The following is a 24,709-nucleotide window of genomic DNA, read 5'->3' as shown; positions in this document are numbered from 1 at the left end:
GCGTTCTTACGTCTGACAAGGAGCGTGGCGGTATGCGTGTTCAGCGGCGTTTGAGTGTTGTGCTGATGGGTTCTCTCGGAATGCTCTACGGCACAGTTACTCGCCATACCGAACAGCGCCTGGTGAGCCGCCATGACGAGTCCGCGACGGCCACCGTCTGGATCGACGATGCCGCTCCCGTAGAGCGAACCTATACCGCCGACCAGCTGCGCAACGCCGCAGCGTCAGCCAAGGAAGCCGGTCTCAGTTGCGGACCAGGGATACTGTTCTTTGCTGGTATCGACGTCGTCGCGCTTCTGTCATTTGCCGCCATGTTCACTCCGGCAATACTTATCGAGTTCTGGTTGCTTCCTGTTTTGATCCCCCTGTGGGTGGCGGCAATTCTTTCCCCGTTTTCGGCCGTGGGCTGGTGCATTTTCGGGTGGTTCCAGGTCGGGCCCACCGGCATTAATAAGCATCACAACAGGTTTGCCGGGGTTCGCAGTCGCGAGGCCGGTGTATCCGAACAATGGAGGTCGAGATGTCCAGTAAGGCGCAACGACGCGTCCGCAAGTTCGGCGTTGCCGCAGTGGCCGTCGTGGTGATGTTGGCCGGGCCGGCGATTGTTTCCTCGAATCCGGCGGGTGCGGCGCCGTCGCTTCCGCAGGTGGATGAGTTCTACCAGCCACCAGTCGGTTTCGAGTCCGCAGCGCCGGGCGCGATTCTGCGATCCAGGCCGATCGAGTTGATCGTGCCACTGCCTGCACAAGCTTGGCAACTGCTCTATCGCACCACCGATGTGTTCGATCAGCCGGATGTCACCGTCACCACGGTGTTCCTGCCCGACAATGTCCGACCGGACCGGCCATTGGTGTCGCAGGAAATGTTCGAGGACGCCTCCGGTCCACAATGCGTCCCGTCCTACGGGCTGCGGGCCGGTGCTCAGTCCTCTACGGAGACCATGGGGCAGCTAAAGGATCTGCAATCCATACTGGCGAACGGCTGGGTGGTGTCGGTGCCCGACTTCGGCGGGCGATTCGGCCACTTCCCGGTTGGCCGAGAGCCCGGTTATATGACGCTGGATGGCATTCGCGCGGCCACACAGTTCGCTCCGCTCGGTCTCGGTCCCGAGACTCGCATCGGTCTGTTCGGATATTCGGGCGGCGGGTTCGCGACAGGGTGGACGGTTGAGCTGCAACCCAGTTACGCACCCGAACTCAACATCGTCGGCGCCGCATACGGCGGCCCCGGACCTGACATCAATGCGGCATTGTTCACCACGAACGGCGGGCCCTTCTCGGCCATCGTCGGTAGCGGCTTGTCCTCGTACTACACCACCTATCCCGAGGTCGAAGCGGCGATGCGACCGCACCTGACACCCGAGGGAGTGGCCGTGATGGAACAGCTCCAGACGCAATGCCTGTCGTCTACTCTGCCCCAGCAGTTCTTCTCCGACTGGAAACGGTATTTCGACATCCCGCTGGACCAGGTCCTGGCGTTGCCGCCGCTCGCCGACGTTATCAACCAGGCCAGGTTGGGTACCCACGCGCCGACTGCGCCGCTCTATGTCTTTCAAGCTGTGCAGGACGAAGTGATTCCGGTGGGCTCGACCGACCGGATGGTCGACGACCTCTGTGCTCGTGGGGTTCGGGTCACCTATGTACGTGAGCAGCTGGCCGAGCACATGACCCCGATTCTGTCGGGTTTCTCTGCCGCGTTCTCCTGGCTGGGGGAACGTCTCAACACCGATACTCCGGCACCGGACGGATGCAGCACCACTACCGTGCTGTCCCAATTCGTCACTCCGAAGTAACCGGTCGGGCCAGTGCGCCAGGCCTTGCAGTCGCGGTGCGAGGCCGCGATCGCCGGTGCGCTGCTGTGGACCATGCAAGCATTCGGGGCGTGGGCGTGGGAAGCCAAGTGGCAGATCCGCTGCCTGACAGAAGGTAAGGGCTCACTCGGTGCGCGCCCGCGTCGATGATCGAGTGCTCGGACGGGGTCCTGCTTGCGATGCTCAGCGCGTTATTGCTGTGGTGAGCAGCGCGTGCACGGTGCGGCGCCAGTCGGCGAGCAATTTGTCGCGGTGGTTGGTGCTGAGAATGGTCGTGAGGGCTAGCCCACGGAAGTAGGTGAGGGTCATCTCGAAAACGGTGTCGAGGTTTTCCGGGGCGCCCTCGGCGTTGCTGACGAGGGTCGCGCGGATGTTGTCGTGTAGTTCCCGCTGATGGCGCAGCAATGCCTCGCGCAGTTCGGTGTCGGTGCGGGCGGCTACCCACAGTTCGAGGACGGCGCCGAACAGTGGCGTGGCGAAGCTGCGCCACAGCATGTCGGTCCAATCTTCTTCGGTGGCTTTCGTTTCCGCGTTGTCGGCGGCCTCACGCATCTGCTGATCGGTCAGATGCCGTACGGCGTCGACTAGCAGGTGTGCCTTGTTCGGGTATTGGTGCAGTAACGCGCCGCGAGAGACTTCCGCGCGGGCTTGGATGGCCCCGATGCTGGTTGCGGCGTATCCGTCCTCGATGAGGCAGTCGACTGCGGCGCGCAGGATGCGCTCGCGGGTCTGGTGGCTGCGTGCCGCGTCGCTGTGCTGACGTCCTTCCGTGCGTGCCATGGCTGCATCATCGCAGGTGTTGACAACAGTACGATCGGACTGTTTCACTTTGTGGGTAGCCGAGCAGCGAGCCGAGCCGCAAACGGCGGGCACGTCGAAGGTGCCGTCGGCAATCGCCGACCTGGCAGGTCGATATCGCACGGTCGCTGTAGACCAGCCTGATGGAGGTAGGTTCCATGTCCGAGGACACCGTTCTCATCGAGCGTGCCGGGCCGGTCACGCTGATCGGCATCAACAGGCCGCAGGCCCGCAACGCGGTCGACGGTCCGACGGCCGCGGCACTGGCCACCGCGTTCCGTGACTTCGACGCCGATCCCGATGCGGCAGTAGCCGTGCTGCACGGCATCGGCGGAACATTCTGTGCTGGAGCAGATCTCAAGGCGCTCGGCACCGAGCGCGGCAACCGGGCGGCACCCGACGGGGATGGTCCGATGGGGCCAACGCGCATGCGTTTGTCCAAACCGGTGATCGCGGCGATCTCCGGGTATGCCGTGGCCGGCGGTATCGAACTGGCCGTGTGGGCTGACCTGCGGGTGGCCGAGGAGGACGCGGTCCTCGGTGTGTTCTGTCGGCGCTGGGGTGTTCCGCTGATCGATGGCGGCACCGTGCGACTGCCTCGACTGATCGGCGAGAGCCACGCCATGGATCTGATTCTGACCGGCCGCCCCGTCGACGCCGCCGAAGCGCTCCGGATCGGCCTGGTCAACCGGGTCGTGCCGCACGGGCAAGCCCTGGCAGCAGCCCGCGAGCTCGCCCACGACCTCACCCGCTTCCCGCAAACCTGCATGCGACATGACCGGCTGTCGATGCTCGAACAGCACGGCCGCACCGAAACCGAAGCCCTGGCAAACGAATTCGAACACGGCACCACCTCATTTCTTGCCGACAGCCTGGCCGGCGCCGCCCGCTTCGCCGCAGGCGCGGGCAGGCACGGCGACTTCACGAAGCTCACCACGGAAGGACCGACATCCTGATGTCAGCACCATTGGCAGGGAAGACCGCGATCGTCAGCGGCAGCGGACGCGGCATCGGAGCCGCCATCGCCACCAAACTCGCCGCGAACGGCGCGGCCGTGGTCGTCAACGACCTCGATCCCGTTGCCGCACAACAGGTCGCCGATCAGATCACCAGTGCCGGTGGGCGGGCCGCAGTCTGCGCGGGCAGCGTCACCGATGCCGAGTTCGCGCCCCGTTTCGTCGATACCGCCGTGCAGTCCTTCGGCGGACTGGACATCATCGTCAACAACGCGGGCTACACCTGGGACACCGTCGTGCAGAAGATGACCGACGAGCAGTGGGACGACATCCTCGACGTCCATCTCAAAGCGCCGTTCCAGATCCTGCGCGCCGCACAGCCTGTTATCAGCGCCGCCGCGAAACGCGAACGCGAGCAGGGCAATCCGATCACCCGCAAGGTCGTCAACATCTCCTCACTCGCAGGCCTGTACGGCAACGCCGGTCAAGCCAACTACTCGGCAGGAAAGGCCGGAATCCTCGGCCTGACCAAGGCGATCGCCAAGGAATGGGGCCGCTACCGCGTCACCGTGAACGCGGTTGCCTTCGGCCTCATCCAAACCCGGCTCACCGGATCCGCCGACGACGACGCGACCATCGACATCGCAGGCCGCGAGATCAAGGTCGGCGTCAACCCGATGATCCTGCAAGCCGCACCGCACATCACACCACTCGGCCGTCTCGGCACGCCCGAAGAAGCCGCGGGCGCGGTCTACCTGCTGTGCCTGCCGGAATCCGACTACATCACCGGCGAAACCCTCACCTGTAGTGGCGGATTGGTCGGCTGATGCGTGCGTTCGCATCGATCGAAGAGCTGACCACGGCGGTCATCCATGTCGAAGGTGCCGACAAACCAGCCTGTGTCGCGGAAGCTGTAATACGACTGTTCCGTTGATCCGACGAAAAGAGGCTGATATGGATTTCTCGCACTCCGACCGCGCGGCGAGCCTCCTCGATGAGGTGCGGAGGTTCGTTCACGAACGCATAGAACCGCAAGAGCCGGCGGTCGTGGCCGCCTTGGCGGAGGCGCCGTGGACGGTGCCGCCGGTGGTGGACGAACTGAAACGTGAAGCCCGCGCGGCCGGACTGTGGAATCTGTTCCTCCCCGGGGACGAACACGGTGCGGGTCTGAGCAATGTCGACTACGCGCCGTTGGCCGAGGCCATGGGCGGTTCGGGATTGGCGCCGGAGATCTTCAACTGCAACGCGCTCGACACCGGCAATGCCGAGGTGCTTGTGCAATACGGCAGCCCGCAACAGCGGCAGGACTGGTTGATGCCGTTGCTGGACGGCACGATTCGCTCGGCCTTCTGTATGACCGAGCCGGATGTGGCGTCCTCGGACGCGACGAATATGGCGGCTCGTGCCGAGGTCGATGGCGACCAGATCGTCCTCAATGGACGTAAGTGGTGGAGCACCGGCATCGGTCACCCGAACTGCAAGTTCGTGATCTTCATGGGATTGACCGACCCGCAAGCCCATGTCTACCTGCGACATTCGATGGTCCTGGTGCCGCTGGACACGCCAGGCGTGAAGGTCGAGCGCATGCTCAGCGCGTTCGGTTACTTCGACGAGCCGTACGGGCACGGTGAGGTGTCCTTCACGGATGTGCGACTGCCACTCGACGCCGTAATCGGCGGCCCAGGTAGGGGATTCGAGATCGCGCAGGGCCGGTTGGGCCCCGGACGCATCCATCACTGCATGCGTGCCATCGGGCTCGCCGAACGCGCGCTGGAGCTGGCCTGTCGGCGTGGCCTGTCGCGCACGGCATTCGGGAAGCCGCTGGTGAACCTCGGCGGCAACCGTGAACGAATTGCTCAGGCGCGCATTGCCATCAACCAGGCCAGGCTGCTGGTGCTGTACACCGCGTGGCTGCTGGACACCAAGGGCATCGCCGGCGCCCGCAGCGAGGTGTCCCAAATCAAGGCAGTGGTGCCACGGATGACGCAGGACGTCATCGATATGGCCATCCAATTGCACGGCGGCGCAGGCATGTCCGACGACTTCCCGCTGGCGCGTGCTTTCGCGGGTGCGCGGTCGTTGCGGCTGGCCGACGGGCCCGACGAGGTTCACCTCGGCGTGGTCGCCAGGCAGGAACTGCGGTCGTATAAGGAGGCGTGATACCACCACGGCCAGGCCCTACTGCAAGCCGCAGGACCCGCCGAGCTGGTCTGGGCCACCACCTGGGAACACAAGGCCAACACCATGGTCGGCCCCGCCATCGGTTTGCCCAGTCTGCCGGTGATCCGGTTCGGCGACACCGGCCCTGCCTGGAAGTTCCCCGCTGTCTGCGCCTACGCCAGGCAGCGCCCGCTCGTCTGGCTCGACGACGACTTCAGCATGTACCCCACCGCCCGCGACGAGTTCCTGGCTTCCCGCGGCGACACGCCCACCCACTTGATCCCTGTCAACCCCCGGACCGGCCTCACGGACTCCCACTTCGCCGAGATCCGCGAGTACGTCGGCTCGACACTCTAGTCCACGGCCCGCCGAGTCGGGGTTGTCGCGGTGCTAAAGCCATTGCTGTACAGACAATCTGGCAAATCCGACAGTGCGGGCTGAGCGGAACCTACTGTGTCTGGTTTGCGGCTGTCGATTCCTGGAAGTCGACGAGTGCTTCTCCGTGCACCTGCGCCCATTCGGTCAGCATCGCTATCGGTTCCTGGAGTGTTCTACCGAGTGGGGTCAGGCTGTATTCCACTCGTGGGGGCGCTTCGGCGTAGCGCTGTCGGTCGATGAGGCCGTTGCTCTGCAGCCGGCGCAGGGTCTGGGTCAGCACCTTCCGGGAGATCCCGCCGGACAGAGCGACAAGTTCGCTGTGCCGCTTGGGGCCGTCTTTGAGCGCGTAGAGGGTGACTACGGACCACTTGTTCGCGACGATCTCGATTGCTGTGCGCGCAGGACAGTCGGACATGAACATGGTTCCGGCAGGAGGGCTCACGGTCCAAAGGTTACCAAAGGGTACCTATCGGATCCCTAGCGTTGCCGTCATGCAAATCGCAGCCTTGGTCCTGTCCGTCCTGCTCGCTGTGGCGATGCTCCACTCCGGAGTGATGAAGTTCGTCCGCCCAGCCTGGTTACGCCAATTCGCCGAAGCGGTCCACCTCACCACCTCCCAGCTCACCGTGCTCGGGAGCCTGCAGATCGCCGCGACGATCGGCCTCCTCTTGGGCATCTGGTTCCCGCCCTTCGCCATCGCCGCCGCGATCGGGCTGGTGCTCTACTTCACCGGCGCGATCTTCGCCCACGTCCGCACCGGCGACCGAAACATGCTGGGAGCCACGGTCTTCCTCACGTTCTCGATTGCAACGTCAGTCGTGCTCTTTCTCAACATCCGCCTCCCTTGAATTCGTGGATATCCGACGGCTCGGCACTCGATCTGGTGTGAGCAATATCCCACCCTTCGTTTCGAATTTCTTCTCGCAGGCGAGTAGCGTCTGTTCTCTTCTGTACTGTGTAAGGACATCTCGTGAACAATCTCGATCTGACGAATGCCATATCCGATTTCGACAAGGCAGTTGTCGAACTACTGCGGGCCTCGGGATGGCTCTATCACGTGCATCGTGCCGCATCACCGGATCCATCGGTAGCGCTCGATCTGCTGAAGACCGCCGAAGCCAGACTGACCAGCGTGACGTTGAGCGAGGGGGTGTTCGAGCACCTCTACCACGAGGCCGCGTGACTGCTATTCGGTGGCCGAATTGGAGCCGACGTCGGCTCGCCGAGGTCGAAGCGGAGGTTGTCGTTGTGCGAGTCGGTCGCCATCGGAGCCTGCTGCGATCTCGAAGTCTGCGTCGAGCGGCTTGTGTCGGCGCTTGCCGACGGCGTCGGGTGAATGCCGCGGGGGCATGCCGCCGCGGGCAGGCATTGTCGGCGGCGAATCGTTGTCAGCGCGTATGGGATTTTCGATACGCCGACGATATCCGCCGAGTCGTACCGTCGACTCGATAAATCTCCTGTGTCACAGGGGATCTCGAGAAGTAGGAGAAGACGATGAAACTGCGCGAAGTCGCCGTGACGGCGCTGCTGGTCCTCGGCATATCCGGCCTGGCCGCCCCCGCCCAAGCCGCCCCCGCCCAAACCGCCACCGGATACGACCGCTGCCCGAATGGGCATTTCTGCCTCTTCAGCGCCGCCAACGGGGGCGGGCGAATCGCATACTTCCGCCTCGGCTCCACCGATCTACGCCTGCAGAACATCGACGGCCAAGCCTATTCGAAGTGGAACCGCACCGGCCGATACTGGGACGGGTTCACCGAATACAACTATCGCGGCGGCATCATCTTCCGGAGCGGCCCAGGTCAACAGCTCAATATTCCGGCCGATGTCGCCACTCAGGTGCATTCGGTGAAAGCGGTCTGACCCGAAATCGGCGAGGCGCGACAGCGTTCAATATCCGCTGAGGTGCGGGCGAGCCTGCAGAGCGGCGCGGCCCACCTAGGTGTCGCTTCCTGCTCGTCGGCACGCACCGCCTCGGCATAGGCGTTCGGGTCGGCAAGCACCGCGCGCACACTCGTTTCATCGAGCCAGGCCGCGACGGCAAGCGGAACCAGCCGCTCACTGTCGGAATTCCCTCAACGCCTTTGTGCTGCTGCGTGATTCAGTTGAATACTGCGCTCGGTTCGTCGGTGATCTGGACCTGGATCAGGTGCGGACCGGAGGCGGCGAAGGCTTGCTTCAGCGCGTCGGCGAGGTCACCGGTGGTGGTGACGGTGCGGGCGGGGACGCCGTAGCCAGTGGCGATGTCGGTGAAATCGACGCCCGGCAGGTTCAACCCCGGCAGCCCGTCCGCGCCCAGCCAGACTCCGTAGTCCTTGAGCACCTGGTAGGCGCCGTTGTGCACGATAAGGTATGTGATGTCGAGGTGGTGCTGGGCGGCGTTCCATAGGCCGGTGACGCTGTAGTTGGCCGAGCCGTCGCCGATGAGCGCGATCACGGGCCGATTCGGTTGGGCCAGTGCGACTCCGGCCGCTGCGGGTAGCCCGTAGCCCAGGGCGCTGGCGGCGCCGCAGAAGAAGCTGTTGGGCTTGGTGATCGGCAGTCTGTCCCACCACGCGCCCAGCGACGGCGCTTCGTATACCCACACGGCATCGTCGGGGTGGTGGTCGGCGAGCACTTGAAGGAACTGGGCTTCGCTGACCGTGTCGGTGCGCTGCACCGAGATATCAACCGGTGCAGGTTGTTTCATCGGCTCAGGCAGTGGACGGGTGGTGGTGACCAGTTCGGCGAGCCGGTCAAGTGCTTCGGCGGGGTCGCCCACGATGGCCGTGCCGAGTGGTGTGCGTGCGGCTTGGTCAGGGTCGGGGGTGAGGAGTGTCAGCTCGGTGCCCTCGCGCAGGTACCGGCCTGGTTCCCACGCGTGGTAGGGCAGCACCGCCCCGCCTATCCAGGCGACGAAATCGTAGGGGGCCAATTGTTCTCGGACCTGGCCCACCGCCGCTCCGAGGGTGCCTTGGTAGCAGGGATGCTGGGTCGGAAACGAGATCCTCGGGTATTCGTAGGTGCCGAATTTTACCGGCAGTCCGGCCTTTTCGGCGAGGTGTACCGCAGCGTCCCAGCCGCCGTAGGCGTCTACGTCGGGGCCGAGGACCAGCACCGGATTGTCGGCGGTATCCAGGCGTCGGGCGAGTGCTTGTAGCGCTGCCCGGTCGGCGATGGGTCGTCCGGCTATGTGGCGGCCCAAGAGGTAGGGCAGGTTGTCGGTGTCGGCGGGTTCGTTCCAATCTGATAGTGGCACAGACAGATACACCGGCCCGGTGGGCGCGGTCGTCGCGCAGGCGATCGCCCGTGCCAAGGCGGCGGGGACCGCTTGCGGCGACGGCGCTTCGAAGCTCCATTTCACCAGCGGCCGCGGCAACGTCGTCGCGTCGTGGTTGGTGAGCATGCCCTGCAAGGTGATCAGCGGACGATACTGCTGGCCGCTGATCAACACCAAAGGTGTTCCGGCCTGCCACGAGTTGACGAGGTTACCCATTGCCTGGCCCACGCCTGCTGCCGAGTGCAGGCTGACCAGTGCCGGTTTTCCGGTGGATTGGGCATACCCGTCGGCCATCGCCAGACCGGCGCCCTCCTGCAGAGCGAGAATGTAGCGGAAGTCCTTGGGGAACTCTTGCAGGAACGGCAGTTCGTTCGATCCCGGGTTGCCGAAAAAGGTGGTGACGCCCAGCGACCTCAGGACCTGGTAGGAAGCTTCTCGTACCGTCGTCATCTGCGTACTTCCTTTCTGAGTGGGCGGGTCAGCCCTAGGGGCGGGTCTGGCGTTCGAGGGCGAAGACGAATGATTCGTAGTGGCCGCCGGTGCCGTGCTCGAGGCCGACCTCGCAGGTGCGGTTGTTGCACAGGTAGGCGTCGAAGTTCTGGCCGGTGAGCTCGTCGGTCTCGTCGCGGGTAGCGGCTTCGGTGAGTTCGGGGTGCAGGAAGCCGCGGTCGCCGGCGAAGGCACAGCAGGTGGCCTGCTGTGGCACGACGACCTCGGTCGCGAGCGCCGCACCGATTTCGGCGAGCGTGCCGTCAATATTGAGGTGGCGGGTAGAGCAGGTGGGATGCACTACAACCCGGTCGAGCTTCTCGCCGACGGTGAGCTTGGGGAGCAACTGCTGCTGGGCCCAGGTGGTGGCGTCGATGATCGTCATCGCCGCTCGGTGCGCCGCGTTGTCCTCGGTGAGGTAGGCGGTGATCTCATCCAGCACACCCAGCGTGCAGGAGGCGGCGTCGATGACGACCGGCAGGTTGCCGGAATCGCTCCAACGCCAGAGGTTTTCGATGATCAGGTTGGCCATGTAGGTGTTGCCGTCGTGGTAGCCCTTGGAATGCCACATTGTGGCGCAGCAGCTACCGCGCACATCCTCGGGAATCCACAGCGGCATACCCGCCCGCTCGGACACCTCGACCAGCGCCTCGGGCAAGCTCAACTCCCGCTGATCCCGTTGTGCGCGGCCGAAGATGCGATTGATGCAGGCGGGAAAGTACACCGCCACGGCACCGGCTCGCTCGGTCCTCGGCAGGTGTGCGGGGGCCGCGGCGGGCATCTCGCGCAGCCAGCCCGGCATCAGCTCGGTGCTCACGACCAGGCGCAGCAGTCCGGTGATCGCCGTCATCACGGTGGCACCCATCAAGTGCCCACCGCGCACCGCCACCCGTGCCAGCCGCTCGATCAGTCCCCACCGCCGCGCCAGCAGCAGCCACGCCTTCTCTTCTCGCGGACTATGTTCCGAACGCCGCAAGGCCTTCATCATTGTGCCGGTGTCGATGTCGAGCGGGCAGGCCAGTGAGCAGCTGCCGTCTCCGGCGCAGGTTTCCACCGCGTCGTACTCGTACTGTTCGAGCAGCGCGCGCCGCAGCGCAGTATCCCCGCCCTGGCGTGCCATTTCCCGCCGCACGACGATGCGTTGACGTGGTGTGGTGGTGAGATGGCGGCTGGGACAGACGTGTTCGCAGAAACCGCATTCGATGCAATGCTCGATCGTGTCTTCCACCCGGGGCATCGACTGCAGATGTTTCAGGTGTGCGGTGGCATCGCGGGTGAGCAGCACGTCCGGAGCGAGCACCCCGTGTGGGTCGAACAGGTGCTTGATCCGCCACATCAGTTCGGTGGCCTTACCGCCCCATTCGATCGGTACGAACGGTGCCATGTTGCGGCCGCTGCCGTGCTCGGCCTTCAACGAGCCGTCGTACTTCCCGGTGATGAGCTCGACCAGTTCATCCATGAACGTCGCGTAGTTGTTCGTGCCTTCGTCGGTGCCGAAGTCGGCCATCAGGCAGAAGTGGAAGTTGCCCGCCGAGGCGTGCCCCTGCAGGGAAGGGTCGTAGCCGTGTCTGTCCAGCAGGGCGGCAAGGTCTTTCGCTGCGTCGGCAACCCGAGCGGGCGGCACACAGACATCTTCGCCGATCATCGTCGCGCCGACGGGGCGCTGCATGCCCACCAGACCCCCCAGTCCCTCACGGAGCTGCCAATAGATGGCGATCTGGGCTCGGTCGCGGGTGAATTGGCCGGGTTCGATCAGTACGCAGTCGGCCAAAATCGATTCCACCGGCGGCAGCGTGGAATCCAGTGCCGCCTCGTCGGTGGCCCGTACTTCCACCAGCAACGCCGCCGAACCCGAATCCAGTTCGGCCCAAGCGGGATTCGCCGCGGGCAGCTGCGCGCATGCGCGCAGGGTGCGCCCATCCAGCAGTTCGGCGACCTGGGCGCCTGCCTCGACGAACTTCGGCACCGCCTCGGTGGCGTGTTCGAGTGTGTCGAACAGCAAGAAAGCGTCCGCGCGGGCGGGCAGCAGCGGCACCGTGTCGAACACGGCCTCGGCGACGAATCCCAGCGTGCCCTGCGAGCACACCATCAACCGGGTCAGGATCTGCGCCGGAGTCGCCCCGATCAGGAAGCCGTCGAGCCGATACCCGCTGGCGTTCTTGATACTGAACTTGCGGCGGATGCGGTCGGCGAGTTCGGTATCGGCCTCGATCTCGGCTTTGATCCCCATCAACCCCGCCGCCAGTTCCGGCTCGGCACTGGCCAGCACCTCATCGGCGTCGTCCGCGCCGGTGTCGACGACGGTTCCCGACGGCAGCACCACCGTGACCGAACGTAGTGTGGCCGAAGCCGTTTGAGCCACTCCCGCCGCGAAGCCAGAGGAGTTGTTGGCGATCACGCCGCCTACGGTGCACGCAGCGGCACTGGCTGGATCGGGCCCAAGCCGGGTGCCGCGCCGAGCCAGCGCCGCATTGGCTACGGCCAGCACGGTGCCCGGTCGCACCCGCACCCGTTGCCCCTGGTCCTCCACGATCACCCCGCTCCAGCCGCGCCGGGCATCGACGAGGATGTCGTCGCCTGTCGCCTGCCCGTTCGGGCTGGTGCCCGCCGCCCGGAACGTCACTGTGTGCCCGTGCTCGCGCGCATACGCCAGCGCCGCGGCGACCTCCGCCGGTGTCTGCGGATTGACCACTACCTTCGGAATCAACCGGTACGGGCTGTAGTCACTGGCATACCGCACGAGATCGATCGCCCGCGCATGCACCTTGTCCGCACCGAGCAGGGACTCCAAATCGGCCTTCAACGATGCCGGGGAGCCCGCCGCAAACTTTTCGGGTGCGGCGTCGGCCGCGACACCGGGCGAATCCAGTAGTGCCGGCGCATGGAGAAATGGCTGCAAGAACTTCACGATCAGCTCCTTCGATCCGACGAACTGGACAACGAATGCCGAGCTTGCGGTGTAGCTGACCTTTCGCCGATGGGGGTGTCAGTCGAGCGGGATGCTCATGGCGTTGTGGAACAGGTTGTCGGGGTCGTACTTTCGTTTGATGGCCTGGAGCCGGGGGAAGTGGTCGCCGTAGTAGCTGGCGTACATGTCACGTCCGTGGAGTTGTTCTTCGAGGTCGTCGTCGCCGATGTAGCCGCCGGCGGTGTAGGGGTACATCAGTTCGTAGGCCTCGCGCGGCCACCCGCGGCGAGCGTCACCGAGGCTGACAAGGTGCGCGGGGTCATCGGTCTCGTCGGATTCGACATCGGTGCCGAAGCCCAGCAGCCACACATCGCCGCGGACCTTGACCGCGGTGGCGTCGGCCGGGAGCCCGGAAGCCGGGTCCAGGGCCTGCATCTGCATCCGGGCGCCCTGCAGTGGTTGCCGCGCCGCGAGTTCGCCGAGTTTCGCGATGACCTCCCCGGTGAAAGGCTCGGGCAGGTGCGCGGCCTTGATCGACTGGTAGCGCAGGTTTTCCCCGGCCTCGCGGCTGACCTTGCCGGGTTTGGCCAGCCAGTGCGCCGAGGTCTGGGTCGCGGCCTGGGTGGCAACCACATCGATATAACTCATCGGTTCGATCTCGGACTCGGTCGGACGCGGTAGACGCGCGCGCATGTCGGCGATGAGGGCGTCGCGCTCGGCGGGTGTGTCGGTGAGGATCGCGCCGACCATTTCCAGGATGCCTTGCCAGATGACAAGCATCGGACTGAAGGTCGTTGGCGCGTTCAGCGTGAAATCCTGTAGCGCGGTGAATGTTTCGACGAAGTCGATGTCGGTCAGGCGGTAGCGCAGGGAGAAGTTCGCGGGAGCTTTCGGCGCCTCGTGCAGGCGGAAGACGAACTTGGTGATCACACCGAACGATCCGGTGCCGGAACCGCGCAGCGCCCAGAACAAATCAGGGTTGGTGTCATCGTCGGCGATCAGCACGCGTCCGTCGGCGGTGACGACCTCTACCTGCATCACGTGGTCGGTGAGGATGCCGTACCGGCGAACCGAGCGCCCGTATCCACCGCAGGTGGCCTGTCCACCGATGCCGACGGCAGGCAGTCACCGCCGGGGACCATGAGCTCGCCGTGTGACCATGCTTCCCAGTACAGATTGCCCAGCAGCGCACCGGGTTCCACGGTCGCAATGCGCCCCTGCGGGTCCACGCTGATCTTATCGAGGTGGATCAGGTCGATCACCAGGGCATGTCCGCCGCGGCCGCCCAGCCCATTGCCCTCGATGGAGTGCCCGCCGGAACGGATCGCGAGCTGGGTGACCCGCGCCTCGCGCGCACATCGTACGATCGTCGCTACCTCGGCGGTGCTGCGCGGCCGCACAATCCCCAGCGGACGGAACTGGGTCCGCACGTTCCAGGTAGCCCGAGCCCGGTCGTACTCCGGATCGCCCTCGAAACTCATCTGCACCGAGGGCAGGTGCTGGCGGAGAAGCGTTGCGATGTCGGTCAATTCAGCTCCCTTGGCTTGTCTGCGTCGACTCGGACGACAGCGGTGAGGTAACTGCGGGTGAGCGCCTGGCTGCGATGACCCGTCTGATAGGCCCCGGACCGTCGAAAGTGCAATGCGCGCATCTTGCCTCTTCGAAGTTGTTGAGGTGTACGGGTATTCAGTCGAATACGCCGCTCGATTCGTCGGTGATCTGGACCTGGATCAGGTGCGGGCCGGTAGTGCCGAAGGCTTGTTTGAGAGCGTCGGCCAGGTCGTTGGTGGTGGCGACAGTGCGGGCGGGAATCCCGTAACCGGTGGCGATGTCGGTGAAATCAATGCCTGGCAGGTTCAGGCTCGGTAGTCCGTCCGCGTTCAGCCAGGCTCCGTGATCTTTCAATACCCGGTAGGCGCCGTTGTGCACGATGAGATAGGTGATGTCGAGGTGGTGCTGGGCGGCGCTCCATAGTCCGGTGATGCTGTAGTTCGCTGAGCCGTCGCCGATCAGGGCGATAACCGGCCGGTCCGGTTGGGCGAGCGCGACTCCCACCGCCGCGGGCAGCCCGTAGCCCAGCGCGCTGGCGGCCGCACAGAAGTAGCTGTTGGGTTCGGTGATCGGTAGCCGGTTCCACCACGGGCCCAGCGAGGGTGCTTCGAAGACCCAGGCGGGGTCGGCGGGGTGCTCATCGGCGAGTACTCGGAGGAACTGGGTTTCGCTGATCGTGTCGGTGTGCTGCACCGAGATATCAACCGGTGCAGGTTGTTTCATCGGCTCAGGCAGTGGATGGGTGGTGGTGACGAGTTCGGCGAGCCGGGCTAGTGCTTCGGCGGGGTCGCCGATGATGGCCGTGCCGAGTGGTGTGCGTGCGGCTTGGTCGGGGTCGGGGGTGAGCAGGGTCAGTTCGGTGCCCTCGCGTAGGTATCGTCCCGGTTCCCACGCGTGGTAGGGCAGCACCGCCCCGCCGACCCAGGCGACGAAATCGTAGGGCGCCAGCTGTTCTCGGACCTGGCCTACTGCTGGTCCCAGGGTGCCTTGGTAGCAGGGGTGCTGGGTCGGGAAAGAGATTCTGGGGTATTCGTAGGTGCCGAATTTGACTGGTAGTCCGGCCTTTTCGGCGAGTGCGACCGCGGCGTCCCAGCCGCCGTAGGCGTCTACGTCGGGTCCGAGGACCAGCACGGGGTTGTCGGCGGTGTCCAGGCGTCGAGCGAGTGCTTGTAGCGCTGCCCGGTCGGCGATGGGTCGTCCGGCTATGTGGCGGCCCAAGAGGTAGGGCAGGTTGTCGGTGTCGGCGGGTTCGTTCCAATCTGATAGTGGCACAGACAGATACACCGGTCCGGTGGGTGCGGTCGTCGCGCAGGCGATTGCTCGTGCCAGGGCGGCGGGGACTGCTTGGGGTGAGGGCGCTTCGAAGCTCCATTTGACCAGTGGTCGGGGCAGTGTGGTGGCGTCGTGGTTGGTGAGCATGCCTTGCAGGGTGATCAGTGGGCGGGATTGCTGGCCGCTGATCAATATCAGGGGTGTTCCGGCTTGCCAGGAGTTGACGAGGTTGCCCATGGCCTGGCCGACGCCTGCGGCGGAGTGCAGGCTGACCAGTGCTGGTTTTCCGGTGGCTTGTGCGTAGCCGTCGGCCATCGCCAGACCGGCGCCCTCTTGTAGGGCGAGGATGTAGCGGAAGTCGTCTGGGAACTGTTGCAGGAACGGCAGTTCGTTCGATCCGGGGTTGCCGAAAAAGGTGGTGACGCCCAGCGACCTCAGGACCTGGTAGGAAGCTTCTCGTACCGTCGTCACGTGCACTCCTTCCTCGAGCGGGTGTCGCCCCGCGCTGGTCAGTCGAGCGGAATGCTGAGTTTGTGGTGGAACAGGTTGTCGGGGTCGTACTTGCGCTTGATGGCTTTCAGCTGTGGTAGGTGTTGGCCGTAGTAGCTGTCGAACATGTCACGGCCTTGCTCGCCTTCGGCGTAGTCGTCGTCGCCGATGTAGCCGCCGGTGGTGTAGGGGTAGAAGATCTCGTAGGCCTGGTTGAGCCACTGTTCGTGGTTCTTGCCGGTGGTTTCCATCGTGGCGATGTCACCGGCATCGCTGAGTGGTATCCAGCACGACATCCCCATCAGCCATGGGCAGTCGCGATTCTTGATGGCGGTGGCGTCGACGGGAAGCCCGGAGCTCGGGTCCAGGCCCAGCAGTTGGATCCGTAGTCCTTCCGTGGGTTGGGTGACGGCGAATTCGGCGAGGGTCTCGATGAATTCGTCGGTGAACGGTTCGGGGACGAATCCGGCTTTGATCTTCATGTAGCGCAGGTGCTCTCGGCGTTCGCGCCGGACATCGCTGAGGTCGGGGTAGTACGGCGCGGAGGTGTCCTCGAGGCCTTGGATCCGCATGGTTTCCAGGTAGTCCGCGGGCCGGATATCGAATTCCTCGGTAGCGGGTAGCTTTTCGCGCATGTCCGCGACCAGCGCGTCGCGTTCGGCTGCGGTTTCGGTGGCCAGGGAGCCGAGGATTTCCAGACGCCCGCGCCAGATGACGATCATCGGATTGAAGGCAGGCGGCGCGTTGAGCGAGTACTCCTGCATCGCCTTGAACGTCGACGCGAACGACGCGGCATCGGTCAGCGGGTATTGGATGAAGAAGTTCGCCGGTGCGGCAGGGGCTTTGTTCAATTCGACGGTGAGGCTGGTGATCACGCCGAACGAGCCGGTGCCGCTGCCGCGGATCGCCCAGAACAGATCCGCGTTGGTGTGCTCGTCGACGACGACCACGGATCCATCGGCCAGCACCATCTCGGCCCGCAGCAGACGATCGGTGAGAATGCCGTACGTGCGTGAGTAGTGGCCGTAACCGCCGCACTGGATCTGGCCGCCCATGCCGACCGCAATACATTCCCCGGTGGGCAGCATGAGCCCGCCCTGTTGGAAGGCTGCCACCATCAGATTGCCGGTCAGTGTTCCGCCGCCGACGGTCGCGGTCTGGGCGTCGCGGTCGATGCTGATGTCGTCCATCTCGACCATGTCGATCACCACCGCGTGACCATCGCGCCCGCCGAGGCTGGCGCCTTCGAAGGAATGCCCGCCCGAGCGGATGGCCAGTTGCGTGACTCCCGCTTCGCGGGCGCAGCGGATGATTTCCTGCACCTCCGCGGTAGAACGAGGGGCCACTACCCCGACCGGCTGCGCTTGGGCCAGGTAGTTCCAGGTCGCGGTGGCCTCGTCGAAGGTGCCGTCCTGCGGGAACGACGCCGGGGTCGAGGGAAGTCGATCGTGGATCAGATCCTTGAAACTCCGCTGCGCCGCGGGCTGGTGCTGGTGGAGCAGCTTTGCGGTGTTGGTCATAGCTACCTCCTGTTGATTGCATCAAATTTAATGTAAATTGGATGGTAGCTGAACAGTTGCACCGAAGGAGATGTGATCATGGTCGCACAGGACACGTCCGTAGATACTGCACATGCGAGCAGGTGGGACGGTGACGAGCTGGCAGCGTGGTGGTCGTTGGTGTTCACCAGTCGACTGTTGCTGGACAGACTCGACACCGACATGCGGCGTGGACACGGACTGACGCTGGACGAATACGGGATCCTGGTCGCGTTGGAGGTGGCACCGGATTTCCGGGTGCGCATGAACGACCTGGCCGAAGCGGCCTTGCTGTCGCAGAGCAGGTTGTCCCAGCAGATCAAGCGCATGCAGGCCCGCGGTCTGGTCGACCGTCAGCAGGCAGTCACCGATAAACGCGGCGTCGAGGTCGTGCTCACCGAATCCGGCCGCGAACTTCTGCGCACCGTCGCACCGGACCACATCGACCGGGTACGCCGCTACTTCCTGCAACACCTGACCAGCCACAACCGTGCCGCCCTGACCGAGAGCCTGCGACCGGCACTCGATTCCTTGGCAACCTCCCCGGCCCTGATCCGAATGCTCAAACCAGTTCTACCCGGCTAACCGCCGCGGTGAGTCCCGTGCTCTGCCTCGACCGACCGAGAAAGGCATGCTCATGACCAACTTCGCGGATTACATCGAACTGGAAGACAAGGCACGCACCACGATGGCGGCCGATATCTGGTCGTATGTTTCGCACGGGGCGGGTGACGAATTCACTCAGTCCAACAACGTGGCCGCCTTCCAGAAACTCGCTCTGCTTCCCCGCATGCTCCGCGCGAGCGCGCACCGTGATCTGTCCGTCGAGCTGTGCGGTATATCCCTGCCGACCCCGCTGTTCATGGCCCCGGTCGGGGTGATCGGGTTGTGTGATCCGCACGGGCACGGTGAGATCGCGACCGCTCAGGCGGCGGCCCGCACCGGCGTGCCGATGGTGGCGTCGACCATGGCCGTGGATCCGCTGGAAACGGTCGCCGGACATTTCGGCGGCACTCCTGGAATGTTCCAGCTCTACACCCCGACCGATCGTGACTTGGCGCAAAGCCTGGTGCACCGTGCCGAAGCCGCGGGTTTCCGTGCGCTGGTGGTCACTCTGGACTGTTGGCACACCGGTTGGCGACCCCGCGACCCGTCGCTGACCAACTCGCCCCGGCTGCGGAGCGAGTGCCTGGCGAACTACCTCACTGATCCGGTGTTCCGGAAGCTGCTCCCCACCTCGGCCGTAGCGGATCCGTCGGTGGCGATGGACACCTGGAACTCGATCTTCGGCAACCGCCTCACCTGGGACGACCTGCCGTGGCTCCGCTCGCTGACTCGTCTTCCGTTGATACTCAAGGGAATCTGTCACCCCGACGATGTCCGGCGCGCCAAGGACACCGGCGTGGACGCCGTCTACTGCTCGAATCACGGTGGCAGGCAAGCCAATGGCGGCCTGGCCGCGATCGACGCACTGCCCGGTGTCGTCGCGGCCGCCGACGGCATGCCGGTGTTGTTCGACTCCGGTATCCGATCCGGCGCCGACATCGTCAAGGCTCTTGCCCTCGGCGCGACCGCCGTCGGCATCGGCCGCCCCTACATTTACGGCCTTTCCCTCGCGGGAGCCGACGGCATCGTCAACGTCCTCGACGCGCTGCTGCAAGAAACAGACCTGCTGATGGGCCTCGACGGCTACCCGACGATCGCCGACCTGAACCCCGAAGCACTCTTGCCTACCGGCCGGTGAGCAGATCACGGCGTCTGCCCTGGTTGCCAGACGGCTATCGACTCTTGTTGCGGGAACTGGCGGCGGCAACGACCGAGCCCTCCGCCACCAGTTCCCTATCTGCTCGTCGACTCGATCGGAGGATGCTATGCGTACTGAAGGAGACAGTTGGGACATCGTGAGCAGCGTGGGCGCGACCGCGCTCGGTGTGGCCACCGGCCGGGAAGTAATGATCCGCTTGCAGGCGAGACGGCTGTTCTGCGATAACTCCGATTGCAGGAGAAGGACTGGGCTAGCGGCACGTCATGCGCGGTGCGCGACCCTTCTGAACCGTTTGCAGTGCGCGGTCGTGCTGGCGTTGGGTGGTCGTCCGGGTGCCCGGATGACGCGGCATCTGGCCGCTTCGGTCAGCCGAATGACGCTACTGCGGCTGATCCGGGCTCTGCCGGACCCAGATCAGCAGACACCGCGAGTACTCGGGGTCGATGACTTCGCTCTGCGGCGCGGGCACCATTACGGCACGATCCTGGATCGACATCGAAACCCAGCGCCCTTCGGCTAACAATGAAGTCGTCGATCGGACAGCTCAATAGGACATAGCAGCCAGGACAACCGTGACCACCAGCAGGCCTATCGACGCTAGAAGGAGCCATGCAGCTCTACGGAGCTTGAGGTAGCGGTAGAGATGCAGATGGGAGACGCGCCACAGCTCATCGAGGGCTCCTCGAAGCTGCTGCTCAGGCGATTGGTTCATGGCTGCAGCCCTGAAATCCTCGAAGGTTGGCCAGTGTCGGCTTATGCCCGACAGGTTGTAGAACATCGAAGCCCCGCTACGTGGCTCGACGAACCCGACCTCCGTTTGTCTCAGCATGACCAACGCCCGTGTCGCGTACACCACCGAGGCGGCGACAAACAGCAAAGTGCACAAGGCAGGAACAAACACCGCCGGATTCAGCGGTCTCGATCCTTTCAGTGAGATGGCCAACGCTGTCCCGGCGACCACAAGCGCGTTCGTGCTCAGCACCGCGCCGGCCCGCGTCGATATCGAAGCTCGCTGCGCGTCCTCTCTGACAAGGTGCCAGTGAACGCTATCGAGATTCAGGCCTCTGGGCCTGTCTACAGATCCCCCCGAAGCCACGACGCGATTGTCGGCTACGTGCGCCAGCAACGCAATGATCCGCCGAGCAAGCCGCCCTCCTCTCTCGTCGCGTGGCTGCGGACCAGGGAGTGTCGGAAGTCTTGGTCGAGCCTGCCCAGGTGCTGGAGGAGCACGTGACGTTGGCCTGCTGACATCTCGCCCGACGCGTCGGCAAAGTTGTGTTTGGTTCGTGGCGTACTGGGTACCTGAACTGAAAAGTCCCCCCAGACCTGGTGTTCAGGACTGGGGGGACGTCCGCGGCGCCCCCGGCAGGAATCGAACCTGCGACCTAGGGATTAGAAGGCCCTTGCTCTATCCAACTGAGCTACGGAGGCAGTGGGTTCCACCATGGCCGACATTGGTCGTGCTGTCCAGCGCGCCAATTATAGCGACCGACCAGATGGCTAGGGGTCAAGCGCGACGGCCAAGACGAGCATTGCGGCCATGATCACTTCGAGCACCAGGAAGAACCAGACTGGATAGAAGGCGGAAGGCGCCTCTATGCAGGCCGACCAGACGCGCCCGACCGCCATCCCGCCGAGGGCGGCAGCGACCGCAACACAGGCACCGAATCGCAGGTCACCGACATCGACGGCGGCCAAAACCAGCACCACCGCGATGGCGATCCCGAAACCGCCGTAGACGGCCCGCACCTCGGCGCGGGAGTCGGGTCTGTCGGCGAGCACCCCGAGCGAGTCGACGAGTTGGCTGGGCCGCAAGAGCCCGAAAACTCCCATGGCGGCAAAGAACAACGCCACCATGGCAATCAACACGATCGAGACGATCGACATTGCACCTCCGTGATTCGCCGCCCACAATATCGGCCCAAACCCGACGCGGCCACGCGTTAACAATCGAACTACCCTCAGTCGTATGTCGTCAGCGCAGGATTCGTCCGCTTCACCTGATCTCGAGGTCACTCGGACGGCGGCGACATACGCGGTGTTGGTGGCGCTGGCCTGCGCGATCGCGGCGCTGGTTGCGGCGCTGGTTGTCGGGCTGTCCGCGGCACAGGCGCTGAGCCTGCTCGGCATCCCCGACCCCGGCGCGTTGACCACCTACGGCCTGCCCGCGGTGCGTGCACTCGCCGATCTGTCGGCGGCGTTGACGGTCGGTTCGCTGTTGTTCGCGGCGTTTCTGGCGCCGCCGCAGGCGAACGGATTGCTGGACGTCGGCGGCTATCGCGCGGTGCGAAGGGCCTCGAACTTCGCGCTCATCTGGGCGGCCTGCGCGGCGTTGCTCATCCCGTTGACCGTGTCCGACACCACAGGCCAGCCAGTCAGCGCCAGCTTGCGGCCCGAGGCATTGTGGCGCGCGATCGATCAGATCGAACTGGCGGGCGCCTGGCGCACGACGGTGCTGTTCGCGCTGATCGTCGCGATCGGTGCCCGGCTCGCGCTGCGCTGGGGGTGGACGCCGGTGCTGTTCGGCGCGTCCATCGTGACGATGATGCCGCTCGCGTTGACTGGACACTCGTCCTCCGGCGGTGCGCACGATGTCGCCACGAACAGCCTGATCCTGCACCTGGTTTCGGCCGCCGTGTGGGTGGGCGGTCTGTTCGCACTGCTGGCGCACGCACGTCGCGGCGGTCCGCACACCGATCTCGCGGCCCGGCGATTCTCGCTGACGGCGACTGTCGCGTTTGTCACCATCGGCGCCAGCGGGGTGATCAACTCGTGGGTTCGGGTGCCGTGGGACGAACTGTTCAGCACCACCTACGGCAGGCTGGTGCTGGCGAAGGCGGGCGCACTTGTCGTCCTCGGTCTGCTCGGTTTCGCGCAACGACGTGCGGCGCTGCCCGCGCTCGTCGCGGATCCGAAGGACCGTGGCGCGCTGATCCGATTCGCCGGTGTCGAGGTGCTGGTGTTCGCGGCGACCATGGGTCTTGCCGTCGGCCTCGGCCGGACACCGCCCCCGCCGCCTGTCTCGGAGCCGACACCGGCCGAGGTCGAACTCGGCTACAACCTCGCCGGACCGCCGACGGTCGGGCGGCTGCTGTTCGACTGGCGCTTCGATCTGATCTTCGGCACCCTCGCCATCGTCCTCGCGGTGCTGTATCTGTTTGGTGTGCGCCGACTTCGGGCCCGGGGTGATGAGTGGCCGATCGGCCGGACCTTCGCCTGGCTGTCCGGCTGCGTGGTGCTGCTGTTCGCGACCTCGTCGGGTGTCGGCCGGTATTCGCCCGCGATGTTCAGCGTGCACATGGGCGCCCATATGGCGTTGTCCATGCTCGCGCCGATCCTGTTCGCGCTCGGCGGTGCGGTGACGCTGGCGTTGCGTGCCTTGCCGCCGGCAGGCCGGACCGGTGCGCCGGGGCCGCGCGAGTGGCTGCTCGCGGCAGTGCACAATCCGGTCTCGCGATTCTTGACGCACCCGATCGTGGCGTCGGCCATCTTCGTCGGCGGGTTCTACGCGCTGTACCTCGGCGGAATCTTCGACGCGTACGCGGATTCCCATGCGGCACATCTGCTGATGAACCTGCACTTCCTGCTGAGCGGCTACCTGTTCTACTGGGTGGTCATCGGCATCGACCCCAAACCGCGCCAGGTGGAACCGCTGACCAGGCTCGCCATGGTGTTCGGTTCGCTGCCGTTCCATGCCTTCTTCGGCATCGCGTTGATGAGCATGACCACGGTGCTCGGCGGCTGGTTCTATCGCGGACTCGGTCTCGGCTGGAACGGTGACCTGCTCGGCGATCAACGCACCGGTGGCAGCCTGGCCTGGGCGAGTGGTGAGGTGCCGTTGGTCGTGGTGATGCTGGCGTTGCTCATCCAATGGTCGCGCAGCGATCGGCGATTGGCGCAGCGCACCGACCGGGCCGCCGACCGTGACCACGACGCGGCCCTCGCCGCGCACAACGCGATGTTCGCCGAACTGGCCAAACGAGACCGTAAGGTACGTAAGTGAGTTGCCGGCCCGCCGGTGCACCGTCGCCAGCGGGGACAGCCACCGCACATGCAGGCCGTTCTTCAGGTATGAAGGGCATGGTGCCCTCGGGCGCAACATCGGTGCGGATGGTGGAGTCGAGTGTGGTCGAGGTGTTGTTGTGCTAGCTGACAGCGCGCATTCGCGTACGGCGGAACTGGGCGCGAGCGAGGCGCCGTGGTGACCGAGAGATCCATCCTGTGCTCCGAACCGATCGAGCGCGTCTACCGATCCGATGTGCGGGCGGCGCGGCGCAGGCTGGCCGGGCGGATCCGCAAGACGCCGGTCTTCCATACCTCCGTTGCCGGGCCGAACGGCCCGGTTCCGGTCACGATGAAACTCGAATACCTTCAGTACGGCGGCACTTTCAAGGTTCGCGGCAGTCTCAACGCGCTGCTGGAATCCGCCGACTGCGCCGATCAGGTGGTCATCGCCTCCGGCGGCAACGCGGGTATCGCCGCCGCCTTGGCTGCCGCGCAGCTCGGAAAGTCTTGCACCGTAGTGGTTCCGGAGTCCGCGCCGCACACCAAGGTCGCCGCGATGTGGTCGCACGGCGCCGAAGTGCTCTGGCACGGAACGACTTACGCCGAAGCGCTCGATCACGCGATCGAATTGGCCAAGGAACGCAAGGCGCTTCGACTACACGCCTACGACCTGCCCGCCATCGTCGCGGGCGCGGGCGTCGTCGGCCTGGAAATCGAGGAGCAGGTGCGCGGTCGTCCGCCGGTGCTCGCCGCCGTCGGCGGGGGAGGGCTGGTCGCGGGCATTGCCGCCGCGATCGGCAGACGCCACCAGGTGATCGGCATCGAACCCGAAGGTATCCCCACCCTGCACGCGGCACTCGACGCGAACCGCCCGGTCGAGGTCGAGGTGTCCAGCATCGCCGCGGAATCGTTGGGCGCCACCAGAATCGGCGACATCGCGATGGACATCGCGCGTCGCTACGAACTCCGCTCCCTCCTGGTCACCGACGACGCCATCGCCACTGCGCGGGATTACCTCTGGCGGGAATTCCGCATCGTCGTCGAACTGGCAGGCGCTGTGGCCCTTGCCGCTATCCAAAGCGGCGTCTACCTTCCCGCTCCCGACGAACGCCCGGTGATCATCCTCTGCGGAGCCAACACCGATCTCGCGGTCCTGTAGGGCCACCGCTGCGGACAGTCACGCCGTTCGGTCAGTGCGAAGCGGCGGATGTCCACAACCGAGAAAGTTGTGCACATTCTGCTGGGCGGGGTCCCGGATGGGGCGGAGATCGGTGAAGGTGGAGGGGTCTCCTTCGGGGGATTCTCGGGGACCGGCCTCGGGGTGAAAAGCG

Annotated in this window: 23 protein-coding genes, 1 tRNA gene and 1 pseudogene; 14 read left to right on the top strand and 11 right to left on the bottom strand. The window is 65.1% G+C overall.

Going from position 1 to position 24,709, the window contains the following annotated elements; translation table 11 throughout:
• Positions 1 to 32 precede the first annotated feature (32 nt).
• Both ACGFNJ_RS13440 and ACGFNJ_RS13435 read left to right on the top strand, forming a co-directional pair.
• Entirely contained in the window at positions 33 to 584 is a 552-nt protein-coding gene (locus ACGFNJ_RS13440; protein ID WP_393446900.1) for a hypothetical protein, read from the top strand.
• Positions 521 to 1,792, top strand: a complete 1,272-nt coding sequence (locus ACGFNJ_RS13435) for a lipase family protein (protein WP_393446898.1) — start codon at positions 521 to 523, stop codon at positions 1,790 to 1,792. Before ACGFNJ_RS13440 ends, ACGFNJ_RS13435 begins: the two co-directional genes overlap by 64 nt.
• A 201-nt stretch (positions 1,793 to 1,993) precedes the next feature.
• Here the strand turns inward: ACGFNJ_RS13435 and ACGFNJ_RS13430 are convergent, their stop codons facing one another.
• Positions 1,994 to 2,590: a TetR/AcrR family transcriptional regulator gene (locus ACGFNJ_RS13430; protein WP_393446896.1), complete on the bottom strand. Its 597-nt coding sequence runs from the start codon at positions 2,588 to 2,590 to the stop codon at positions 1,994 to 1,996.
• 176 nt (positions 2,591 to 2,766) lie between these two features.
• Between ACGFNJ_RS13430 and ACGFNJ_RS13425 the strand changes: the two genes are divergently transcribed.
• The 4 genes from ACGFNJ_RS13425 to ACGFNJ_RS13410 all read left to right on the top strand — a co-directional run bounded on the left by ACGFNJ_RS13425 (position 2,767) and on the right by ACGFNJ_RS13410 (position 6,081).
• Positions 2,767 to 3,564, top strand: a complete 798-nt coding sequence (locus ACGFNJ_RS13425) for a crotonase/enoyl-CoA hydratase family protein (RefSeq protein WP_393446892.1) — start codon at positions 2,767 to 2,769, stop codon at positions 3,562 to 3,564.
• Positions 3,564 to 4,391, top strand: a complete 828-nt coding sequence (locus ACGFNJ_RS13420; RefSeq protein ID WP_393446890.1) for an SDR family NAD(P)-dependent oxidoreductase — start codon at positions 3,564 to 3,566, stop codon at positions 4,389 to 4,391. The genes ACGFNJ_RS13425 and ACGFNJ_RS13420 overlap by 1 nt, the downstream gene beginning before the upstream one ends.
• Before the next feature lie 127 nt (positions 4,392 to 4,518).
• The gene (locus ACGFNJ_RS13415; protein WP_393446888.1) at positions 4,519 to 5,724 is read left to right on the top strand and encodes an acyl-CoA dehydrogenase family protein; all 1,206 of its coding nucleotides are present in this window, start codon (positions 4,519 to 4,521) and stop codon (positions 5,722 to 5,724) included.
• Positions 5,725 to 5,808: 84 nt separating this feature from the next.
• Positions 5,809 to 6,081, top strand: coding sequence for a hypothetical protein (locus tag ACGFNJ_RS13410; RefSeq protein WP_393446886.1), 273 nt, complete (start codon positions 5,809 to 5,811; stop codon positions 6,079 to 6,081).
• A 91-nt stretch (positions 6,082 to 6,172) separates the two neighbouring features.
• Here ACGFNJ_RS13410 and ACGFNJ_RS13405 read toward each other — a convergent pair whose 3' ends face one another.
• The gene (locus tag ACGFNJ_RS13405; RefSeq protein WP_393446884.1) at positions 6,173 to 6,544 is read right to left on the bottom strand and encodes a winged helix-turn-helix transcriptional regulator; all 372 of its coding nucleotides are present in this window, start codon (positions 6,542 to 6,544) and stop codon (positions 6,173 to 6,175) included.
• Between the two features lie 49 nt (positions 6,545 to 6,593).
• On the opposite strand from ACGFNJ_RS13405, the gene ACGFNJ_RS13400 reads away from it, so the two are divergent.
• The 3 genes from ACGFNJ_RS13400 to ACGFNJ_RS13390 all read left to right on the top strand — a co-directional run bounded on the left by ACGFNJ_RS13400 (position 6,594) and on the right by ACGFNJ_RS13390 (position 7,965).
• Positions 6,594 to 6,950, top strand: a complete 357-nt coding sequence (locus ACGFNJ_RS13400) for a DoxX family protein (protein WP_393446882.1) — start codon at positions 6,594 to 6,596, stop codon at positions 6,948 to 6,950.
• A gap of 122 nt (positions 6,951 to 7,072) precedes the next feature.
• Positions 7,073 to 7,285 (top strand): hypothetical protein, encoded by a 213-nt coding sequence (locus ACGFNJ_RS13395; protein WP_393446880.1) that lies wholly within the window; start codon positions 7,073 to 7,075, stop codon positions 7,283 to 7,285.
• 311 nt (positions 7,286 to 7,596) lie between these two features.
• Complete coding sequence (locus tag ACGFNJ_RS13390) at positions 7,597 to 7,965, top strand: peptidase inhibitor family I36 protein (protein WP_393446878.1); 369 nt, start codon at positions 7,597 to 7,599, stop codon at positions 7,963 to 7,965.
• 238 nt (positions 7,966 to 8,203) lie between these two features.
• Here ACGFNJ_RS13390 and mdlC (ACGFNJ_RS13385) read toward each other — a convergent pair whose 3' ends face one another.
• The 6 genes from mdlC (ACGFNJ_RS13385) to ACGFNJ_RS13360 all read right to left on the bottom strand — a co-directional run bounded on the left by mdlC (ACGFNJ_RS13385) (position 8,204) and on the right by ACGFNJ_RS13360 (position 17,590).
• On the bottom strand, positions 8,204 to 9,811 hold the full coding sequence (mdlC, locus tag ACGFNJ_RS13385; RefSeq protein WP_393446876.1) for a benzoylformate decarboxylase: 1,608 nt from the start codon (positions 9,809 to 9,811) through the stop codon (positions 8,204 to 8,206).
• A gap of 34 nt (positions 9,812 to 9,845) precedes the next feature.
• A complete protein-coding gene (locus tag ACGFNJ_RS13380; RefSeq protein ID WP_393446874.1) occupies positions 9,846 to 12,758 on the bottom strand; it encodes an FAD-binding and (Fe-S)-binding domain-containing protein in 2,913 nt (970 codons plus the stop codon).
• Positions 12,759 to 12,836: 78 nt separating this feature from the next.
• Positions 12,837 to 13,796 (bottom strand): FAD-binding oxidoreductase, encoded by a 960-nt coding sequence (locus ACGFNJ_RS13375; protein ID WP_393446872.1) that lies wholly within the window; start codon positions 13,794 to 13,796, stop codon positions 12,837 to 12,839.
• On the bottom strand, positions 13,796 to 14,287 hold the full coding sequence (locus ACGFNJ_RS13370; protein WP_393446870.1) for an FAD-binding oxidoreductase: 492 nt from the start codon (positions 14,285 to 14,287) through the stop codon (positions 13,796 to 13,798). Before ACGFNJ_RS13370 ends, ACGFNJ_RS13375 begins: the two co-directional genes overlap by 1 nt.
• 157 nt (positions 14,288 to 14,444) lie before the next feature.
• The gene (gene mdlC / locus ACGFNJ_RS13365; protein WP_393446868.1) at positions 14,445 to 16,052 is read right to left on the bottom strand and encodes a benzoylformate decarboxylase; all 1,608 of its coding nucleotides are present in this window, start codon (positions 16,050 to 16,052) and stop codon (positions 14,445 to 14,447) included.
• 38 nt (positions 16,053 to 16,090) lie between these two features.
• On the bottom strand, positions 16,091 to 17,590 hold the full coding sequence (locus tag ACGFNJ_RS13360; protein ID WP_393446866.1) for an FAD-binding oxidoreductase: 1,500 nt from the start codon (positions 17,588 to 17,590) through the stop codon (positions 16,091 to 16,093).
• 78 nt (positions 17,591 to 17,668) lie between these two features.
• On the opposite strand from ACGFNJ_RS13360, the gene ACGFNJ_RS13355 reads away from it, so the two are divergent.
• From ACGFNJ_RS13355 to ACGFNJ_RS13345, 3 genes and pseudogenes are all read left to right on the top strand, one after another.
• On the top strand, positions 17,669 to 18,193 hold the full coding sequence (locus ACGFNJ_RS13355; protein WP_393446864.1) for a MarR family winged helix-turn-helix transcriptional regulator: 525 nt from the start codon (positions 17,669 to 17,671) through the stop codon (positions 18,191 to 18,193).
• Between the two features lie 46 nt (positions 18,194 to 18,239).
• A complete protein-coding gene (locus ACGFNJ_RS13350; protein WP_393446862.1) occupies positions 18,240 to 19,352 on the top strand; it encodes an alpha-hydroxy-acid oxidizing protein in 1,113 nt (370 codons plus the stop codon).
• A gap of 127 nt (positions 19,353 to 19,479) precedes the next feature.
• Positions 19,480 to 19,554, top strand: a pseudogene (locus ACGFNJ_RS13345) (hypothetical protein); the annotation flags it as partial.
• Between the two features lie 363 nt (positions 19,555 to 19,917).
• Here ACGFNJ_RS13345 and ACGFNJ_RS13340 read toward each other — a convergent pair.
• The 3 genes from ACGFNJ_RS13340 to ACGFNJ_RS13330 all read right to left on the bottom strand — a co-directional run bounded on the left by ACGFNJ_RS13340 (position 19,918) and on the right by ACGFNJ_RS13330 (position 21,260).
• A complete protein-coding gene (locus ACGFNJ_RS13340) occupies positions 19,918 to 20,469 on the bottom strand; it encodes a hypothetical protein (RefSeq protein ID WP_393446860.1) in 552 nt (183 codons plus the stop codon).
• A 261-nt stretch (positions 20,470 to 20,730) separates the two neighbouring features.
• Positions 20,731 to 20,804: transfer RNA gene (locus ACGFNJ_RS13335), tRNA-Arg, on the bottom strand.
• 69 nt (positions 20,805 to 20,873) lie between these two features.
• Positions 20,874 to 21,260 carry a DUF4345 family protein gene (locus ACGFNJ_RS13330; RefSeq protein ID WP_393446858.1) on the bottom strand — a complete coding sequence of 129 codons (387 nt, stop codon included), beginning with the start codon at positions 21,258 to 21,260 and terminating at the stop codon, positions 20,874 to 20,876.
• Positions 21,261 to 21,342: 82 nt separating this feature from the next.
• Here ACGFNJ_RS13330 and ACGFNJ_RS13325 point away from each other — a divergent pair, with 82 nt between their 5' ends.
• Both ACGFNJ_RS13325 and ACGFNJ_RS13320 read left to right on the top strand, forming a co-directional pair.
• Positions 21,343 to 23,376, top strand: a complete 2,034-nt coding sequence (locus ACGFNJ_RS13325; RefSeq protein WP_393446856.1) for a cytochrome c oxidase assembly protein — start codon at positions 21,343 to 21,345, stop codon at positions 23,374 to 23,376.
• A 198-nt stretch (positions 23,377 to 23,574) separates the two neighbouring features.
• Positions 23,575 to 24,537 (top strand): serine/threonine dehydratase, encoded by a 963-nt coding sequence (locus tag ACGFNJ_RS13320; RefSeq protein WP_393446854.1) that lies wholly within the window; start codon positions 23,575 to 23,577, stop codon positions 24,535 to 24,537.
• Positions 24,538 to 24,709: the final 172 nt, after the last annotated feature.

It is taken from the genome of Nocardia sp. NPDC049149 (genome assembly GCF_043197455.1).
Classification (GTDB): Bacteria; Actinomycetota; Actinomycetes; order Mycobacteriales; family Mycobacteriaceae; genus Nocardia.
This window is presented reverse-complemented; position numbering and strand designations above follow the sequence as displayed.

Excerpts from the sequence above, each read along its gene's own strand:
- ACGFNJ_RS13440 (WP_393446900.1), top strand. The coding sequence starts at position 33 with ATGCGTGTTCAGCGGCGTTTGAGTGTTGTGCTGATGGGTTCTCTCGGA.
- ACGFNJ_RS13435 (WP_393446898.1), top strand. The coding sequence starts at position 521 with ATGTCCAGTAAGGCGCAACGACGCGTCCGCAAGTTCGGCGTTGCCGCA.
- ACGFNJ_RS13430 (WP_393446896.1), bottom strand. The coding sequence starts at position 2,590 with ATGGCACGCACGGAAGGACGTCAGCACAGCGACGCGGCACGCAGCCAC.
- ACGFNJ_RS13425 (WP_393446892.1), top strand. The coding sequence starts at position 2,767 with ATGTCCGAGGACACCGTTCTCATCGAGCGTGCCGGGCCGGTCACGCTG.
- ACGFNJ_RS13420 (WP_393446890.1), top strand. The coding sequence starts at position 3,564 with ATGTCAGCACCATTGGCAGGGAAGACCGCGATCGTCAGCGGCAGCGGA.
- ACGFNJ_RS13415 (WP_393446888.1), top strand. The coding sequence starts at position 4,519 with ATGGATTTCTCGCACTCCGACCGCGCGGCGAGCCTCCTCGATGAGGTG.
- ACGFNJ_RS13410 (WP_393446886.1), top strand. The coding sequence starts at position 5,809 with ATGGTCGGCCCCGCCATCGGTTTGCCCAGTCTGCCGGTGATCCGGTTC.
- ACGFNJ_RS13400 (WP_393446882.1), top strand. The coding sequence starts at position 6,594 with ATGCAAATCGCAGCCTTGGTCCTGTCCGTCCTGCTCGCTGTGGCGATG.
- ACGFNJ_RS13390 (WP_393446878.1), top strand. The coding sequence starts at position 7,597 with ATGAAACTGCGCGAAGTCGCCGTGACGGCGCTGCTGGTCCTCGGCATA.
- mdlC (WP_393446876.1), bottom strand. The coding sequence starts at position 9,811 with ATGACGACGGTACGAGAAGCTTCCTACCAGGTCCTGAGGTCGCTGGGC.
- ACGFNJ_RS13375 (WP_393446872.1), bottom strand. The coding sequence starts at position 13,796 with ATGCAGGTAGAGGTCGTCACCGCCGACGGACGCGTGCTGATCGCCGAC.
- ACGFNJ_RS13360 (WP_393446866.1), bottom strand. The coding sequence starts at position 17,590 with ATGACCAACACCGCAAAGCTGCTCCACCAGCACCAGCCCGCGGCGCAG.
- ACGFNJ_RS13355 (WP_393446864.1), top strand. The coding sequence starts at position 17,669 with ATGGTCGCACAGGACACGTCCGTAGATACTGCACATGCGAGCAGGTGG.
- ACGFNJ_RS13350 (WP_393446862.1), top strand. The coding sequence starts at position 18,240 with ATGCTCATGACCAACTTCGCGGATTACATCGAACTGGAAGACAAGGCA.
- ACGFNJ_RS13330 (WP_393446858.1), bottom strand. The coding sequence starts at position 21,260 with ATGTCGATCGTCTCGATCGTGTTGATTGCCATGGTGGCGTTGTTCTTT.
- ACGFNJ_RS13325 (WP_393446856.1), top strand. The coding sequence starts at position 21,343 with ATGTCGTCAGCGCAGGATTCGTCCGCTTCACCTGATCTCGAGGTCACT.